The sequence below is a fragment of the Roseburia sp. AF22-2LB genome (assembly GCF_003461125.1).
GTDB lineage: Bacteria > Bacillota > Clostridia > Lachnospirales > Lachnospiraceae > Roseburia_C > Roseburia_C amylophila.
On the sequence record NZ_QTWM01000006.1, the window covers coordinates 61,177 to 77,411 of the forward strand.

The 16,235-nt window shown below is 40.3% G+C and carries 15 protein-coding genes; 2 read left to right on the top strand and 13 right to left on the bottom strand.

Features of this window, described 5'->3' with window-relative positions:
- Nucleotides 1-8 precede the first annotated feature (8 nt).
- Genes DWX96_RS09740 through DWX96_RS09750 form a run of 3 tightly spaced genes read right to left on the bottom strand, consistent with a single transcriptional unit; the run spans nucleotide 9 to nucleotide 4,743 of the window.
- A complete protein-coding gene (locus DWX96_RS09740) occupies nucleotides 9-1,862 on the bottom strand; it encodes an ABC transporter ATP-binding protein (RefSeq protein ID WP_118057372.1) in 1,854 nt (617 codons plus the stop codon).
- Between the two features lies 1 nt (nucleotide 1,863).
- Complete coding sequence (locus DWX96_RS09745; protein ID WP_118057373.1) at nucleotides 1,864-4,182, bottom strand: ABC transporter ATP-binding protein; 2,319 nt, start codon at nucleotides 4,180-4,182, stop codon at nucleotides 1,864-1,866.
- A gap of 42 nt (nucleotides 4,183-4,224) precedes the next feature.
- Nucleotides 4,225-4,743 (bottom strand): MarR family winged helix-turn-helix transcriptional regulator, encoded by a 519-nt coding sequence (locus DWX96_RS09750; protein ID WP_117947078.1) that lies wholly within the window; start codon nucleotides 4,741-4,743, stop codon nucleotides 4,225-4,227.
- A 204-nt stretch (nucleotides 4,744-4,947) separates the two neighbouring features.
- Here DWX96_RS09750 and DWX96_RS09755 point away from each other — a divergent pair, with 204 nt between their 5' ends.
- Nucleotides 4,948-5,979, top strand: a complete 1,032-nt coding sequence (locus DWX96_RS09755) for a 3-deoxy-7-phosphoheptulonate synthase (RefSeq protein ID WP_022243243.1) — start codon at nucleotides 4,948-4,950, stop codon at nucleotides 5,977-5,979.
- Nucleotides 5,980-6,133: 154 nt separating this feature from the next.
- Here DWX96_RS09755 and xerD read toward each other — a convergent pair whose 3' ends face one another.
- From xerD to DWX96_RS09790, 7 genes are all read right to left on the bottom strand, one after another.
- Nucleotides 6,134-7,018: a site-specific tyrosine recombinase XerD gene (gene xerD / locus DWX96_RS09760; RefSeq protein ID WP_118057374.1), complete on the bottom strand. Its 885-nt coding sequence runs from the start codon at nucleotides 7,016-7,018 to the stop codon at nucleotides 6,134-6,136.
- A 201-nt stretch (nucleotides 7,019-7,219) separates the two neighbouring features.
- A complete protein-coding gene (locus tag DWX96_RS09765; protein WP_118057375.1) occupies nucleotides 7,220-7,795 on the bottom strand; it encodes a stage II sporulation protein M in 576 nt (191 codons plus the stop codon).
- A 22-nt stretch (nucleotides 7,796-7,817) separates the two neighbouring features.
- Nucleotides 7,818-8,387, bottom strand: coding sequence for an NUDIX hydrolase (locus DWX96_RS09770; RefSeq protein ID WP_118057420.1), 570 nt, complete (start codon nucleotides 8,385-8,387; stop codon nucleotides 7,818-7,820).
- 102 nt (nucleotides 8,388-8,489) lie between these two features.
- Nucleotides 8,490-10,010 carry a ribonuclease Y gene (gene rny / locus DWX96_RS09775; protein ID WP_416390266.1) on the bottom strand — a complete coding sequence of 507 codons (1,521 nt, stop codon included), beginning with the start codon at nucleotides 10,008-10,010 and terminating at the stop codon, nucleotides 8,490-8,492.
- Nucleotides 10,011-10,136: 126 nt separating this feature from the next.
- A complete protein-coding gene (locus DWX96_RS09780; RefSeq protein WP_118057376.1) occupies nucleotides 10,137-10,754 on the bottom strand; it encodes a regulatory protein RecX in 618 nt (205 codons plus the stop codon).
- Entirely contained in the window at nucleotides 10,754-11,842 is a 1,089-nt protein-coding gene (gene recA / locus DWX96_RS09785; protein WP_022243249.1) for a recombinase RecA, read from the bottom strand. Before recA ends, DWX96_RS09780 begins: the two co-directional genes overlap by 1 nt.
- A gap of 300 nt (nucleotides 11,843-12,142) precedes the next feature.
- A complete protein-coding gene (locus DWX96_RS09790) occupies nucleotides 12,143-12,349 on the bottom strand; it encodes a helix-turn-helix transcriptional regulator (RefSeq protein WP_022243250.1) in 207 nt (68 codons plus the stop codon).
- Nucleotides 12,350-12,532: 183 nt separating this feature from the next.
- Here DWX96_RS09790 and DWX96_RS09795 point away from each other — a divergent pair, with 183 nt between their 5' ends.
- Complete coding sequence (locus DWX96_RS09795; protein WP_022243251.1) at nucleotides 12,533-12,889, top strand: helix-turn-helix domain-containing protein; 357 nt, start codon at nucleotides 12,533-12,535, stop codon at nucleotides 12,887-12,889.
- A gap of 139 nt (nucleotides 12,890-13,028) precedes the next feature.
- Here the strand turns inward: DWX96_RS09795 and trxA are convergent, their stop codons facing one another.
- From trxA to DWX96_RS09810, 3 genes are all read right to left on the bottom strand, one after another.
- On the bottom strand, nucleotides 13,029-13,340 hold the full coding sequence (trxA, locus tag DWX96_RS09800; protein WP_022243252.1) for a thioredoxin: 312 nt from the start codon (nucleotides 13,338-13,340) through the stop codon (nucleotides 13,029-13,031).
- Between the two features lie 84 nt (nucleotides 13,341-13,424).
- A complete protein-coding gene (locus tag DWX96_RS09805) occupies nucleotides 13,425-15,014 on the bottom strand; it encodes a peptide chain release factor 3 (protein WP_118057377.1) in 1,590 nt (529 codons plus the stop codon).
- A gap of 11 nt (nucleotides 15,015-15,025) precedes the next feature.
- Complete coding sequence (locus DWX96_RS09810) at nucleotides 15,026-16,180, bottom strand: phosphopentomutase (RefSeq protein ID WP_117947075.1); 1,155 nt, start codon at nucleotides 16,178-16,180, stop codon at nucleotides 15,026-15,028.
- Nucleotides 16,181-16,235 lie beyond the last annotated feature (55 nt).

Genomic DNA, 16,235 nt, shown 5'->3' on the forward strand with positions numbered 1-16,235 from the left:
GGTTTTATTTAAGAAGCTTCTTCAAACTGGGAATTATAAAGCTGTGCATAGAAACCATTCTTCTGTAACAGTTCTTCATGATTTCCCTGTTCAATAATATCACCATCTTTCATAACAAGAATCAGATCAGCATCACGAATGGTAGACAGACGATGGGCAATAATAAAACTTGTTCTTCCTTTCATCAGGTTATCCATAGCCTTCTGGATTCTGTGCTCTGTTCTGGTATCAACAGAAGAAGTTGCTTCATCTAAAATCAATACCCGGTTGTCTGCTAAAATGGCACGGGCTATGGTAAGTAACTGTTTCTGTCCCTGGGATACATTGCTGGCGTCCTCATTTAATTCCATATTATAACCACCCGGCAGTGTCTGGATGAAATGATGGGCATGGGCTGCTTTTGCTGCTGCAATAACTTCTTCGTCCGTGGCATCCAGTCTTCCGTAACGGATATTTTCCATAATAGTACCTTTAAATAACCAGGTATCCTGAAGTACCATGCCGAAGGCATCTCTTAGCTCCCGGCGGTTATAGTTTCTGATATCGTTACCATCTAATCTGATGCTTCCACTGTTGACATCATAAAAACGCATCAGCAGCTTCACCATGGTAGTCTTACCGGCTCCGGTTGGTCCTACAATGGCAATCTTCTGTCCCGGTTCTACCTTTGCTGAGAAATCATTAATGATAATCTGATCCGGATTGTATCCGAAATGCACATGGGAGAATTCTACTTCTCCGCGAACATCCTTTAATTCCACTGCATTTTCTGTGGTCTGGTCTTCTTCCTCTTCACCTAAGAATTCAAAAACACGTTCCGAAGCTGCGGTCATGGACTGTACCTGGTTAATGACCTGTGCAATCTGCTGGATTGGCTGGGTGAAGCTCTTTACATACTGGATAAATGCCTGAATATCACCAATTCCGATTGTTCCGTTAATTGCAAGCATTCCACCAGAAATTGCCACCCCTGCATAGCCAAGGTTACCGACAAATACCATAACCGGCTGCATCATTCCGGATAAAAACTGGGACTTCCATGCAGATTCATATAATACATGGTTTGTATCATTAAACCGCTTTATGGTTTCCTTTTCTTTATTAAATGCCTGGATAACTAAATGTCCGGAATAAGTCTCTTCCACCTGTCCATTAATATGTCCCAAGTACTCCTGCTGGGTACGGAAATATTTCTGTGAAAATTTTGCAATTGCCGAAACCATCAACGCTGAAATCGGAAGAATTACTAATGCAATCAGTGTCATCAGTGGTGAAATGGAAAGCATCATCACAAGCACTCCGATAATGGTTGCCACGCTGGTAATAATCTGTGTCACACTCTGGTTTAAGCTCTGTCCCAAAGTATCCACATCATTGGTAATACGGGAAAGAACTTCTCCATAAGTTCTGCTTTCAAAATATTTCATCGGCATACGGTTGATTTTTTCAGAAATCTCTTTACGCATACGATAGCAGATTTTCTGTGTGATTCCAGTCATAATAAACCCCTGAAAAAAGCTGAATACCGCACTGATAATATATAAGCCAAGAGTAAATAATAATATCTTTCCAATCAGTGTAAAATCAATTCCGCCGGTTCCTGCTACTTTATTCATCAGACCGTCTGCCAATGCAGTAGTAGCTTTACCCATTACCTTTGGTCCTAATACAGAAAATACGGTAGAACAGATTGCAAGTATCATAACTGCAACAATTCCAATTTTATATTTTCCAATATAAGAAAGAAGTTTCCGGAAAGAGCCCTTAAAATCTTTTGCTTTTTCACCCGGCATCATTCCACCGCCCATTGGTCCTCCCGGACCTCTACGACGTGGTGCACGATAACTTTGCTCATTACTCATGTTATTTTTCCTCCTTTCCCTCTTCTAATCCCAATTCCTTTGCGGATAACTGTGACTGTGCAATCTGCTGATATACTTCACAATCCCGTAATAATTCTTCATGAGTACCTTTTCCGACAATCTTACCTTCATCCAATACAAGAATCTGGTCGGCATGTAAAATGGTACTGATTCGCTGTGCCACGATAATTACACTGCTTTCTTTTGTTTTTGACTCCAATGCTTTACGCAGTGCCGCATCGGTCTTCATATCAAGTGCAGAGAAACTGTCATCAAAGATATAAACATTCGGATTCTTTGCGATTGCTCTGGCGATGGATAATCTCTGTTTCTGTCCACCGGAAACATTCGTTCCACCCTGTGCAATCCCGCTGTCATATTTTTCCGGCTTTTCATTAATAAATTCTGTTGCCTGTGCAATCTCTGCAGCCTCTGTCATTTCTGCTTCCGTAGCTTCCGGTCTGCCAAATTTCAGATTGGATGCAATGGTTCCTGAAAACAGAATTCCCTTCTGTGGTACGAATCCGATTTCGTCTCTTAATTCAGCTAAGCTTAAATTCCGGATATCCACACCATCTAAGGTAATCTTACCGGCTGTTACATCATAGAATCTCGGAATCAGATTAACCAGCGTTGACTTTCCACAGCCGGTACTTCCGATAATCGCTGTTGTCTTTCCCGGTTCTGCTGTAAAATCAATATCTTCCAATACATCTTCATCTGCACCCGGATAACGGAAGTTTACATGATGGAATTCCACTTTTCCGGTATGTTTTTCAATTGTTTCTTTTTCTGCCTTTTCTATAATAGAAGAATTTGTAGTAATAACTTCATCAATCCGGTCTGCTGCAACACCGGCACGCGGCAGCATAATAGACATCATGGTAAGCATCAGGAATGCCATAACAATCTGCATGGTATAAGTAATAAATGCGGTCATTGCTCCTACCTGAAGCTGTCCGGCATCAATACGATGTGCCGATACCCAGACAATCAGTATGGTTACTCCATACATAATAAACATCATGCCCGGCATCATAAAAGTCATGACACGGTTGGTAAATAACTGTGTTCTGGTAAGATTCCGGTTTGCTTCATCAAACCGCTCTTCTTCCTTTTTTTCTCTTCCAAAAGCGCGGATTACGGAAAGTCCCGTAAGAATCTCTCTGGATACTAAGTTCAGGGCATCCACTAACTTCTGCATTATTTTGAACTTCGGAAGTGTAATGGACATCAACACCATAACCAGTCCGGAAATTACCAGTACTGCCATTACGATAATCCATTCCATATGTGCTCCGGTCTTTAATACTTTATAAATTCCACCAATTCCGATGATTGGTGCATATAAAAGCATTCGAAGCATAATTGCTGTTACAAACTGAATCTGCTGAATATCATTGGTGCTTCTTGTAATTAAGGAAGCGGTAGAGAATTTATCCATCTCAGTATTAGAAAAGCCTACTACCTTACCAAAAATTTTCTCTCTTAAGTCTCTTCCGACTCCTGCGCCGACTCTGGATGCAAGATATCCGACTACCACTGCAACTGCCAGCATGAGCAATGACATAGCTGCCATCTTTCCACCCTCTGACCAGAGATAATTCTTCTGGATATGCTCCACATCAAGTCCTGCCTTTTCGTCACAGGATGCTGCATATGCTGTTCCCATGGCATGTAAGGTACTGCTTCCCACAGAATCTATCATATTTTCCATATATTCTCTGGACTGTGCTATACCATCCTGCGTCATTGCACCGCTTGCAATCAGCTGCTTCATCATCGGACGCATATCCACATAAGTTACCATTTCGCCATCATCATTTTCCGCTTCATATGTGGTCAGTTCCATCTGCATCATCTGTCCGATTTCTTCAATGGACATCTCATCCAGGCTTTCTTTGGTAATCTGGTTCTGCGGATTCTGCTCCAATGCTTCCGCAATCGTATTCTTAAAATCCGTTTCACTCATATTTGCCATACGGTAAGTCAGTACGATTGGTGTCAGTAGTTCATCATCCAATGTTTCTAATGTCTCTTTATCCGCAGTACATACATAAGTATCGTCTTTTTTTTCATAGACCGCTTCAAAAGTATCCTTTTCACCATCTGTCATAAAAAGTTCTGCCAGCTGATATTCTTCCTCCGGCATCTTTTCCGGCAAAATATGTTTGATTCCCTTATTCTGGATTCCTACATCGATGATATCGGATGTATATTGTGGCAACGACAAATCGCAATAAGCCTGCACTCCAAGGAGGAGAAATATTACCACGATGATATGCCAGTACGGGAGCATATTTTTAAATATTTTCCGCATCTTTCCTGTTCCTTCCTTTTCTATATTATTTATAAAATATTTCTATTTTAATTGCTGTTTCAACTGTCTTCTCTTTTCAATCTCAAGCTCTGCTATCTGCTCTAATTTATTCAGATAGCCAATCAGCCGGTTCATATCTTCTTCTCCCATTTTCTCCGTAACCGACTTTAATAATTCACTCAAAATCCGGTTGCATTCATTTAAAACCTCTTTTCCTTCCTCAGTTACTCTCACATAAACATTCCGCCGGTCACCCTCACACACCATACGTTCAACATATTTTTTCTCTTCCAGGGAACGAAGTGTCCGGGACACCGCCGGTGCTGCCACACGCATATAACGTACCACTTCCGATACCGTAACCTTTGCATCTATCGATTTGCTATCCGGCTCTTTGGCATCTGTCTCTTTGGTAGCCATCTCTTTTTCTTTGCGGCAATGCTCGATGGTCTTTAAGGTTCCCATTTCCACGGATGAGACCCCCGGCAGAATTGATGAGATTTTCAAACGATGAAAACGATTAAATATGGAAAATATTTCATTTCCACAACCCTGCATCATTTTCACCTCCCTTTCTTTACATTTTATATTTTCTATTTATTTAACATTGTTAACTATTAACATGTGAAAACAATAATAGCACCATGATTAAGATAGGTCAATTAAAAAAGTATAAAATTATTATTAAATCATATCATTGACAGTTAAAAACGAATCTTATAATATAAAAAAAGCAAGTTTTTTTTACTAAAGGAGACTAAAAATATGAGTTTTAATTTTTTAAACCAATTACCAAGTCCGGAAGAAATCAAAAAAGAGTATCCGCTTCCGGAGAAACTGGCACAGATAAAAAAAGAACGGGATGCTGCAATTCGTAAAGTCTTAACCGGCGAAGATAACCGTTTCTTAGTTATCATCGGACCTTGTTCCGCTGACAGCGAAGAACCTGTCTGCGACTACGTCAGCCGCCTGACCAAAATTGCAGAAGATGTCAAAGACCGTCTGATTATTATCCCTCGTGTCTACACCAATAAGCCAAGAACAACCGGCGAAGGCTATAAAGGTATTGCTACCCAGCCTGACCCTGAGAAAGCTCCTGATATGGTTGCCGGACTGATTGCAATGCGTAAGCTGCACATCCGTACCATTGAAGAAAGTGGTCTGACCCCTGCCGACGAAATGCTTTATCCGGAAAACTGGAGTTACATTGACGACCTGCTCTCCTACGTTGCTATCGGTGCACGTTCTGTAGAAGACCAGCAGCATCGTCTTGTAGTCAGTGGGTTTGATGTTGCATCCGGAATGAAGAACCCGACCAGTGGTGACTTCTCCGTTATGCTCAATTCCGTATATGCTGCCCAGCATCCACATCATTTCGTATATCGCGGATATGAAGTAGAGACTCCTGGTAACGACTTAACTCACGTTGTTCTCCGTGGTGCTGTAAGCAAACATGGTAACAGCACACAGAACTACCACTACGAAGATATTATGCGTCTGATTGAAATGTATAATGAACGTGACCTTAAGAATCCAGCTGCTATCGTAGATGCAAACCACTCTAACTCCAATAAAAAATACTTCGAGCAGATCCGTATCGTCAAAGAAGTGATGCATAACCGCCAGCTCTCCCCTGAAATTCACAAGATGATTAAGGGTGTTATGATTGAAAGCTACATTGAACCGGGCAATCAGAAAATCGGCGAACACATCTATGGTAAATCCATTACTGACCCATGCTTAGGCTGGGAAGATTCCGCTCGTCTTATCTATGACATTGCAGAAATGAATAAATAATAATTCCATCTACAGGAGCTGCCTCCGGCAGCTCCTTACGAATGCCTGACAATGGAAAAAGGGGGCAGTCATTTTCTTAAAAAATGGCTGCCCCCTTTTTCTATTTATGCAAGTAGCAAGAAACCCGCAAAGCGTGTTTCCCGTAGTTTCTTCTTTATCCTCTCGGATGTGCCTTGGCATATACTTCACGGATTCTGCTCTGTTTCATCTGTGCATAGATTTGCGTGGTAGAAATATCTGCATGTCCTAACATTTCCTGAACCGCTTTCAAATCTGCCCCATTGCTTACCAGATGAGCTGCAAAAGAATGACGCAGCATATGCGGTGTTATTTCTGTCTCAATTCCGGCTTTCTTTCCATAGGCTTTAATTAATTTCCAGAAACCCTGACGGCTCATTTCTTTGCCGGAACAGTTGGTGAAAAGATATTCACTGCCCTCTTCACTGACAAGATATGATCTTCCCTCTTCCAGATAATGCTGCAGAGCCTCTTTTGCTACTTCTCCAAAAGGAATAATTCTTTCTTTATGAGCATCTTTGCAGGTAATATATTCCAGTTTCAAATTCATATCGCTTAACTTCAAAGAAATCAATTCAGAGACACGGATTCCCGTCGCATAAAGCAATTCTAACATCGCATGGTCCCTTAATTCCTTCGGTGTATTTCCGTTTGGCTGGTCTAAAAGCCGGCTGGTTTCTTCCATAGAAAGAATAACCGGAGCTTTCTTCTCTATCTTGGGTGCCTTTAATCCATCCGTCACATTTTGGTTTACATAATTCTGTACCATAAGATACTGAAAAAAGGCTTTCATGGATGCAAGTCCTCTGGAAATCGTTGCCGGTTTCTTTCCTTCCTGCTCCTGCTTTTCCATATATATTTTTAAGTGTTCCTGTCTGACATCCTCCACAGAAAGCACACCTTCAGAATACAGAAATTCCTTCATTTTGCGCAAATCCGTCTCATAAGAAACCGCTGTATTTTTCGATATTTTCTTTACTTCCTGAAGATACTTCATAAAAGCATCTATTTCCTGTGTCATAACTGTAACCACCTAACTCTTTTTCTCTTATGCCCTTCTATTCTTTTCCAAAAGGCAAGTACAATCCCTATTATAATGATTCTAATTTGGAAAAGCAATTCATATTTTCGCCTGTTTTTTGCTGATTTACATAAATCTACCACATGTATCTTATTTCTATTTTTCTACCCACAATATGTTGTAAAAATTTCGTAAAATTTTTTATATTTTTTTCAACACGAAGTGCACCATACCTGGATTCAGATATGCCTCTGTTAAGAATCCGATAAAGAACAATAATAATATAATCCCCCACAAAAGGATCCATTCCCCAAGCTTTCCATGTTCCTTTCCGCACTGGTACTTTTCTTCTAACTTTAATAACAGCAGGTATCCGGACACATAGAAAATAAATTGTGGGCATAACGCAATCATCATAAGCCAGATGGCACCTGCGCCAATATTGCTGATTGCCATCACGCACAGGAAACCAAAAGAAAAGCCGCTCCATATCAGAAATATACTATTCATAACCCGGTACCACGGTGTCATTCCAAAGAAGATTAATGTAAGGACAACCGGCACTCTTGCTGATAGTACATAAATAAAATAATCATGTTTTTCTATCGTAATATATTTTAACTGCTGTATGAAATAATCATTTAATATGCCATATTGCTGCAGACGGCTTCTTCCATACAAATTAGCAGCTATAATGCCAATCACAAAACAGCCTAAAAATAACACCTCTAACAGATGAAGATGCTTTTCTCTTCTTATCCCCGATACTCTTTCCATGTATTCACTTGTCTTAATTTTCTTATTTCATATTATTCCGGTAACGGTAACAATATGCCAAGATACCAGCTACGGTTTTACTGTCCTGGATTATTCCGGCATAAATTTTTTCCAATAATTCTTCCGGGTCATATGCCCTTACTTCAATAAATTCTTCTGGATCAAGATGCTGTTTTCCCGGTTTTAAATCCGTTGCCAGATATACATCAATAAACTCATTACAGAAAGCTACGGTCGTCTTTAAAGAAAGCATCTTTTCGATATGACCGCACTGAAAGCCCGTCTCTTCCTCTAATTCCCGCATGGCACTTATTTTCGTATCCTCTGTCAGGGAATCTCTGCATCCTGCCGGCAATTCAATAGTATAACGGTCTAATGCATTCCGATACTGGCGTACCATTAAGATTTTGCCCTCCGGTGTAACCGGCACAACTGCCGCAGCTCCTTTTCTGTGTTCCACATAATCCCAGTATGCAATATTTCCATCCGGTGTCTCAATGGTGTCTGAATAAACATCCACGATTGCGCCCTGATATTTCAACTCCCTGTTAACTCTTCTGATTCTTTTTTCTTCCTGATGATTCTGTTCCATTGTATTCTCCTTTTTTCTTACAGCTTTTTCCTCATTACTTGTTTTTCTTGCAAAAAAATAAGTGTCCAAAAAGCTTTCACTCTTCGGACACTTATTTCCTGCTTATTTTGCGTAATCAACTACACGTGATTCACGAATTACGTTTACCTTAATCTGACCTGGATATTCTAATTCAGATTCAATCTGCTTTGAAATATCACGGGCAAGCAATACCATTTCAGCATCACTTATCTGTTCAGGAACTACCATTACACGAATCTCTCTACCCGCCTGAATTGCAAAAGATTTATCTACACCTTTAAATTCATTTGTAATATCTTCTAACTGCTTTAATCTGTTGGAATATGTTTCCATTGTCTCGCGTCTTGCACCTGGTCTTGCTGCGCTAATTGTATCGGCTGCCTGTACCAGACAAGCAATCAATGACTCTGGCTCTACGTCGCCATGGTGTGCCTCTACCGCATTGATAATAAGCGGAGATTCTTTGTATTTTCTACATAAATCCACACCAATCTGAATATGTGAGCCTTCTACTTCGTGGTCTACTGATTTACCAATATCATGCAGGAGTCCTGCACGTTTTGCCAATCTTACGTCTACACCAACTTCAGCCGCAAGTAAGCCACAAAGCTGTGCTACTTCTATAGAATGCTTTAATGCATTCTGACCATAACTGGTTCTGAATTTCATTCGGCCTAACAATTTCACAAGTTCCGGATGAATGCCATGTACACCTACTTCTAAAGTAGCAGCTTCACCCTCTTCACGAATCATGGTTTCAACTTCTTTTTGCGCTTTCTCTACCATTTCTTCAATTCTAGCCGGATGAATTCGTCCGTCTACAATCAATTTCTCTAATGCAATACGAGCAACTTCTCTTCGTATTGGATCAAATCCGGAAAGGATAACTGCTTCCGGTGTATCATCGATAATTAAATCTACACCAGTCAGTGTTTCTAACGTACGGATATTTCTTCCTTCACGTCCGATAATTCTTCCCTTCATCTCATCATTCGGAAGCTGTACTACAGAGATGGTTGTCTCTGACACATGGTCTGCAGCACATTTCTGAATTGCAGTAACCACATATTCTTTTGCCTTCTTTCCAGCTTCTTCTTTTGCCTGATGCTCCATCTCTTTGATTAATTTTGCAGTATCAAGCTTTACATCTTCTTCAACAGTTTTTAATAGATATTCTTTTGCCTGGTCGGAGGTAAGTCCTGAGATTCTTTCTAGTTCCCGTACACGCTCTTCATGAAGCTTTGTAATTTCAGCTTTCTGTTTGTTCAGCTCTTCTTCTTTTGCTGCAAAACCTGCTTCGCGCTTCTCAATGGCTTCCAGTTTCTTATCCAGATTGGATTCCTTCTGTTCCACTCTGCGCTCGTTTCTCTGAATTTCGTTTCTTCTTTCCTTGATTTCCTTGTCCAATTCGTTCTTCGTACGAATCGACTCTTCTTTAATCTCAAGCAAAGATTCTCTCTTCTTCGTCTCAGCGGTCTTCACAGCTTCATCTATTATCTCACGGGCTTTATCTTCTGCACTGCCAATCTTTGAAGCAGTCTGCTTTTTCTGGTATGCATTTGCAACAAACCAGGTGATAGCACATGTGACAATAAATGTAATTACAACAGCTATAATTACTGCCTGCACAGGAGCACCTCCTTTATTCAATTTTCATTGTTCATATAACATAAATATTCATTCATCTGTCATAAATAACAATAAATAAATTTTATACTTTTTCTAATATTATGTCAAGTAGTCCGGACATTTCATTACACGTAAAATGTCTTCACTTTTATATCCTCTCCGCATCAGATATCCATACTGTTTCTGCATTTCCTTTGCATCCGGCTGCTCCGGATTATAATGTCTCTTTTTTAATATTTCAGCAATTTTTTCTGTATCATTATTTTCATAGATTTCTTCTAAGGCCTGCTCTGTAATTTCTTTGGGAACTCCCTTCTGCATCAGTTCCTGCTGTAGCCGGCGGCGGCTCTTACTGCCCTGTCGGTAACTGATATAATTTCTTGCATAGCGCATGTCATCAATATAATGATATTTCTTCACATACTCTATGGCATTAAGAATCAGTTCTTCCGGATATTCACTCTCAGCCAGTTTCCGGTAAAGCCCCTGTTCTGTCCGGTCCATCTTCTCTAAAAGTGCAAGTGCCCGTTTTTTCACCCGCTTACCTACTACTTCATAAAAGAGTTCCTGATACAGTGCCTCGTCTACGGTCTGCCCTTCCTGTAATCTGTAGCGGCGCACCTCACCTTTATATAATACAAGGTGTGTACCATCATCCATACACACCTTATATTTGTTTTTCTTATATACTGTTATCCCCGAAACAATTCTGTCCATTACTCTGCATCAAGAACTTCCGGTCCGTTTGCAGCTGGAGTCTCTGTTTCTTCTTCACTCTTATCCACTGCATAATGAGCTCTTACTTTTTCTTCGATTTCCTGGCAGACCTGAGGATTCTCTTTCAGATAAGTCTTGGCATTTTCACGACCCTGGCCAATCTTATCTCCATTATATGCATACCATGCACCGGACTTATTTACAATACCAAGTTCAGAAGCCAGATCAAGGATATCTCCTTCTTTTGAAATTCCTTCTCCGAACATAATATCAAATTCAGCCTCTTTAAATGGCGGTGCCACTTTATTCTTCACTACTTTAATACGGGTACGGTTACCGACAATTTCTCCACCCTGTTTTAAGGATTCAATTCGACGTACATCAAGACGTACGGAAGAATAGAATTTCAATGCACGGCCACCGGTTGTTGTCTCCGGATTACCAAACATAACTCCAACCTTTTCACGCAACTGGTTAATAAAGATTACAATACAGTTAGAACGGTTGATTGCTGCAGTCAGCTTACGAAGTGCCTGTGACATTAGTCTTGCCTGTAAGCCCACATGGGAATCTCCCATATCACCATCAATCTCTGCCTTTGGCACCAGTGCTGCAACAGAGTCTACGATTACAATATCTACTGCACCGGATCTGACCATAGTCTCTGTAATCTCAAGTGCCTGTTCTCCGTTATCCGGTTGTGAAATATAAAGATTATCAATATCTACTCCGATATTCTTCGCATATGCCGGGTCTAATGCATGCTCAGCATCAATAAATCCGGCAATTCCTCCACGCTTCTGTACCTCAGCGACTGCATGCAGGGCAACGGTCGTCTTACCACTGGACTCCGGTCCATATATCTCAATAATTCTTCCCTTAGGAAGTCCGCCTAATCCCAAAGCAATATCAAGACTTAATGCTCCTGTCGGAACAGTCTCCACATTCATCCGGTTGCTCTCATCCCCCAGTTTCATAACAGAACCTTTTCCGTACTGTTTCTCAATCTGGGATATAGCAGCATCCAGTGCCTTTAATTTATCTTCTTTACTGCTGTCTCTTCTCGTATCTTTTACATCTCTCGCCATGTCAATTCTCCTTCATGCGAACTTATGTTCGTTTTCTGATATTATAGTAGTATACTTTCTTCCAAATGTCAACTGCATTTTTAGAAAATATTTTTTTCTGTCCCTATACATTCTGTAAAGTGGGTATACCCGGCAGAATAGCCAAATATTTTATAGACTGTAAATATTCTCATGTAAAGAAAAAAAGACTTCTTTCTGAAGTCTCTCATGGAAAGGTATCCTTATCTTAACATAATAAGATTCCGGTTACAAATTAATTTTCTATAAACAATGGAAACCTCTGGCAATCGTTCCATCTTTTTAATCATGATATTCATCCATACCAAGAATCAGGAAAATCTGTTCTAAGTACTTCTCACCAGACCGTTCTCCATAAATGATATGATTGATATACTGCGGACTGCACCCAACCGATGTTGCAAGTTCTTCCTGACTCATCTCAAGTTCTACCAGCCTGCGCTTTATTTCTTTCCCCATTGGAGTAATCTGCCGTTTTGTCTTTGCCATAAAAGTCTCCCCTTTTCTTCTTTATCATTTGTGTTTATATAAAAAATGATGTATAATATGAAAATAATTTCACAAATTACATTATAATTCATAAATATGAATTTGTCAATTCATATTTGCGTATTTTATTTTATTTTTTATTTTCTATACAATATTATTTAATACCTGATAAAGGAGTACACTATGACAATCAGCCAACGTATCTTTGCATTATTACGGGAAAAGAAGCTTTCACAAAAAGAATTATCGGAATACACCGGAATCTCTCCCGCTGCTATCAGCAGCTGGAAATCCAAGGGTACAAATCCTTCTTCTGATAAAATTGTAAAAATAAGTGAATTTTTAGATGTTGATGTATACTATCTTCTGACCGGTGAATACCAGCCGGCTTCCAACCTTCAGATTGCAGAAGAATCAGAATATCATGCTTTCCCATCCGACCCGGATGAACATTTACTGCTCCAGCTTTTCCATAAACTTTCCCCGATGGACAAAGGACGCATCATCGGTCAGTTAGAACAGAAACTTGCTGAAAAATAACTTCTATATTTTTTTATATGCAATGATATATTTTTATAGCAATATGAATCAGGCATTTATTACGCATCTATAAAAATTGTATGATAAAATCCGGACAGTATATTAAGATATACCATCCGGATTTTCTTATCAGCTGCAATCATAAAGCTAAAAGCCTTAATACTTCGTCTTTATCCTGCACACCGATGCTCTTTCCCTCAAAAACACCTTTTTTCATTACAACCAGGGTCGGAATGCTCATAATCTGATATTTTAAAGCCAGTGCTGCTTCTTCATCCACATTCACTTTTCCAACCTTTACCTGTCCCTCTAATTCATCCGCCAGTTCTTCTACAACCGGAGACATCATTTTACACGGACCGCACCAGTCTGCCCAGAAATCCAAAAGTACCGGTTTATCTGACTTTAATACTTCTTCTTCAAAATTGTCATTTGTAATCTTTACTACCATTTCGTTATCCTCCTTTACTTTTATAGAAAAGCTTCTATTTTTTCTTTTTTAAGTATGTCTCTTCTTAATTTTGTTTATACCCGCTTAATTTTTACCGAATTCCGATAATACCAGACCATCATTCCGGTCAAGAGTCATGCCGACACTCCATGCATTGACAAATAACAGCAATGGATTGCCCTTAAGGTCACGGATTTTCTTCATATCGGAAGTTCCGGTAAGCTTGTCCATATCAATATCTTTATTTTCAATCCAGCGGATATGCTCATATGGAAGCTTCTCCAAGCGGATTTCCACATTGTATTCATTTTCCAGACGGTATTTTAATACATCAAACTGCAGTACACCTACTACGCCTACGATAATCTCTTCCATACCACCCTGATATTCCTGGAAAATCTGGATTGCGCCCTCCTGTGCGATCTGCATGACACCTTTGACGAACTGTTTTCTCTTCATGGTATCTACCTGACGTACCCTTGCAAAATGCTCCGGTGCAAAAGTCGGTATTCCTTCGAATTCGAAGTTGTCTTTCGCAGTGGTTAAAGTATCACCGATTGAAAAGATACCCGGGTCAAAGACTCCGATAATATCTCCGGCATATGCTTCTTCTATAATCTTTCTCTCCTGTGCCATCAACTGCTGCGGCTGGGAAAGACGGATTGCTTTTCCACCCTGGATATGTTTTACTTCCATGCCGGCTTCAAACTTTCCGGAACAGATTCGCATAAATGCAATACGGTCACGATGATTCTTATTCATATTTGCCTGGATTTTAAAGACAAAAGCAGAGAAATCGGAACCAAACGGATCAATCAGCCCCTTGTCTGAATTTCTCGGAAGCGGTGATGTAGTCATGGAAAGGAAATGCTTTAAGAAAGTTTCTACACCAAAGTTCGTTAAAGCAGAACCAAAGAATACCGGTGACAGTTCTCCCCTGGACACAAGTTCCATATCGAATTCTGCACTTGCACCATCTAACAATTCAATTTCTTCATCCAATTTATCCCGGTATTCCTGCCCGATTTCTGTTGTCAATGCCGAATCATTAATATCAAAATCTTTTTCTTCACCTTCCTTGGTTCCCTTCAAGGTATCAGAGAACAGCATGACTTTTTTCGTATTCCGGTCATAAACTCCCTTAAAATTCTTTCCGGAGCCAATCGGCCAGTTAACCGGACAGGTAGCAATGCCAAGTTCTTTTTCGATTTCATCTAATAAATCAAAGGTATCATTAGCATCACGATCCATTTTATTGATAAATGTAAAAATCGGAATGTGACGCATTACACAGACTTTAAACAGTTTTCTGGTCTGTGCCTCTACACCTTTTGAACCATCGATTACCATAACTGCAGAATCAGCAGCCATCAGGGTACGATAGGTATCTTCCGAGAAGTCCTGATGTCCCGGTGTATCCAGAATATTGATGCAATATCCACCATAATTAAACTGCAATACAGAAGAAGTAACGGAAATACCTCTCTCCTTCTCTATTTCCATCCAGTCGGAAACTGCATGTCTTGCAGTTGCTTTTCCTTTTACAGAACCTGCCAGGTTAATAGCTCCTCCATACAGAAGAAATTTCTCTGTCAGGGTTGTCTTACCGGCATCCGGATGGGAAATAATCGCAAATGTTCTTCGTTTCTCTATCTCTTTTCTAAAATCAGCCAAAATGGGACCTCCTATAATTCCAGCGGCTCACCCGCACATTTTTGCTTTATGTCGAAGTAAGATAATATGGTTGCGGCAATGTCTGCAAAGCTGCCTCTTGTGCCATAGTTCTTACCCGGAGTAATATGCGCTCCATACATAAGAAGTGGTGTATACTCTCTGGAATGGTCAGTAGAAGGTGTACTCGGATCACATCCGTGGTCGGCTGTAATCATTAAAATATCATCCTCCCGTAACTTTGCCAAAAGCTCCGGCAGCCGCTCATCAAAGTGTGTCAGTGCTTTTGCATAACCATCTACATCATTCCTATGTCCATACAACATATCATAGTCTACCAAATTTGTAAAACATAATCCAGTAAAATCTTTGTCCATATAGGCTGATGTTTTGTCAATTCCATCATCATTTCCGTTTGTTCGTACAAAATCTGTAATTCCGCGTTCTGCAAAAATATCTATGATTTTTCCAACAGACAGCACTGTTTTCCCACTTTCCGTCAGCTGATCTAACATGGTAACTGCCGGCGGTTCTAAGGAAAAGTCATGTCTTCCTGCAGTACGGGTAAAATTCCCCGGTTCTCCGATAAACGGTCTTGCGATGACTCTTCCCACTCCGTTTTTCCCAGTCAGCATATTTCTTGCAATCTGGCAATCCCGGTACAGTTCTTCAATCGGCACTACCTCTTCATGAGCTGCCACCTGGAAAACAGAATCTGCTGATGTGTATACAATCAGTTTTCCAGTTTCCATATGCTCTTTTCCATAATCCCGGATAACCTCCGTGCCGGAATATGGACGGTTGCAAAGTACCCCGCGTCCGGTTTTCTGCTCAAATTCTTCTATGATTTCCTGTGGAAATCCATTTGGAAATGTTGGCAGAGGATGACTGGATATCACGCCTGCAATCTCCCAGTGTCCGATGGTGGTATCTTTTCCTTTGGACACCTCTGTCAGTCTGGCAAATGCACCTTTCGGATTTGCTTCTTTTCCTCCAATGTGGACTCCGTCAATATTAAAATAGCCCAGCGAGCGCATATTCGGCATGGAAAAATATGGACTTCGTGAAGCTGCAAGTAAGGTATTGCTTCCTTCATCATGATACTCTGCCGCATCCGGCATTTCTCCGATCCCAACGCTGTCTAATACAATTAAAAACACTCTCTTCATAGGCATTCCCTCTCTTCTCATGGTTCTGTCGTTTCTTTTTCTTATGCTATTATTA

Coding starts and splice junctions, on each gene's coding strand:
- DWX96_RS09740 (WP_118057372.1), bottom strand. CDS start 1,862: ATGAGTAATGAGCAAAGTTATCGTGCACCACGTCGTAGAGGTCCGGGA.
- DWX96_RS09745 (WP_118057373.1), bottom strand. CDS start 4,182: ATGCGGAAAATATTTAAAAATATGCTCCCGTACTGGCATATCATCGTG.
- DWX96_RS09750 (WP_117947078.1), bottom strand. CDS start 4,743: ATGATGCAGGGTTGTGGAAATGAAATATTTTCCATATTTAATCGTTTT.
- DWX96_RS09755 (WP_022243243.1), top strand. CDS start 4,948: ATGAGTTTTAATTTTTTAAACCAATTACCAAGTCCGGAAGAAATCAAA.
- xerD (WP_118057374.1), bottom strand. CDS start 7,018: ATGACACAGGAAATAGATGCTTTTATGAAGTATCTTCAGGAAGTAAAG.
- DWX96_RS09765 (WP_118057375.1), bottom strand. CDS start 7,795: ATGGAAAGAGTATCGGGGATAAGAAGAGAAAAGCATCTTCATCTGTTA.
- DWX96_RS09770 (WP_118057420.1), bottom strand. CDS start 8,387: ATGGAACAGAATCATCAGGAAGAAAAAAGAATCAGAAGAGTTAACAGG.
- DWX96_RS09780 (WP_118057376.1), bottom strand. CDS start 10,754: ATGGACAGAATTGTTTCGGGGATAACAGTATATAAGAAAAACAAATAT.
- recA (WP_022243249.1), bottom strand. CDS start 11,842: ATGGCGAGAGATGTAAAAGATACGAGAAGAGACAGCAGTAAAGAAGAT.
- DWX96_RS09790 (WP_022243250.1), bottom strand. CDS start 12,349: ATGGCAAAGACAAAACGGCAGATTACTCCAATGGGGAAAGAAATAAAG.
- DWX96_RS09795 (WP_022243251.1), top strand. CDS start 12,533: ATGACAATCAGCCAACGTATCTTTGCATTATTACGGGAAAAGAAGCTT.
- trxA (WP_022243252.1), bottom strand. CDS start 13,340: ATGGTAGTAAAGATTACAAATGACAATTTTGAAGAAGAAGTATTAAAG.
- DWX96_RS09810 (WP_117947075.1), bottom strand. CDS start 16,180: ATGAAGAGAGTGTTTTTAATTGTATTAGACAGCGTTGGGATCGGAGAA.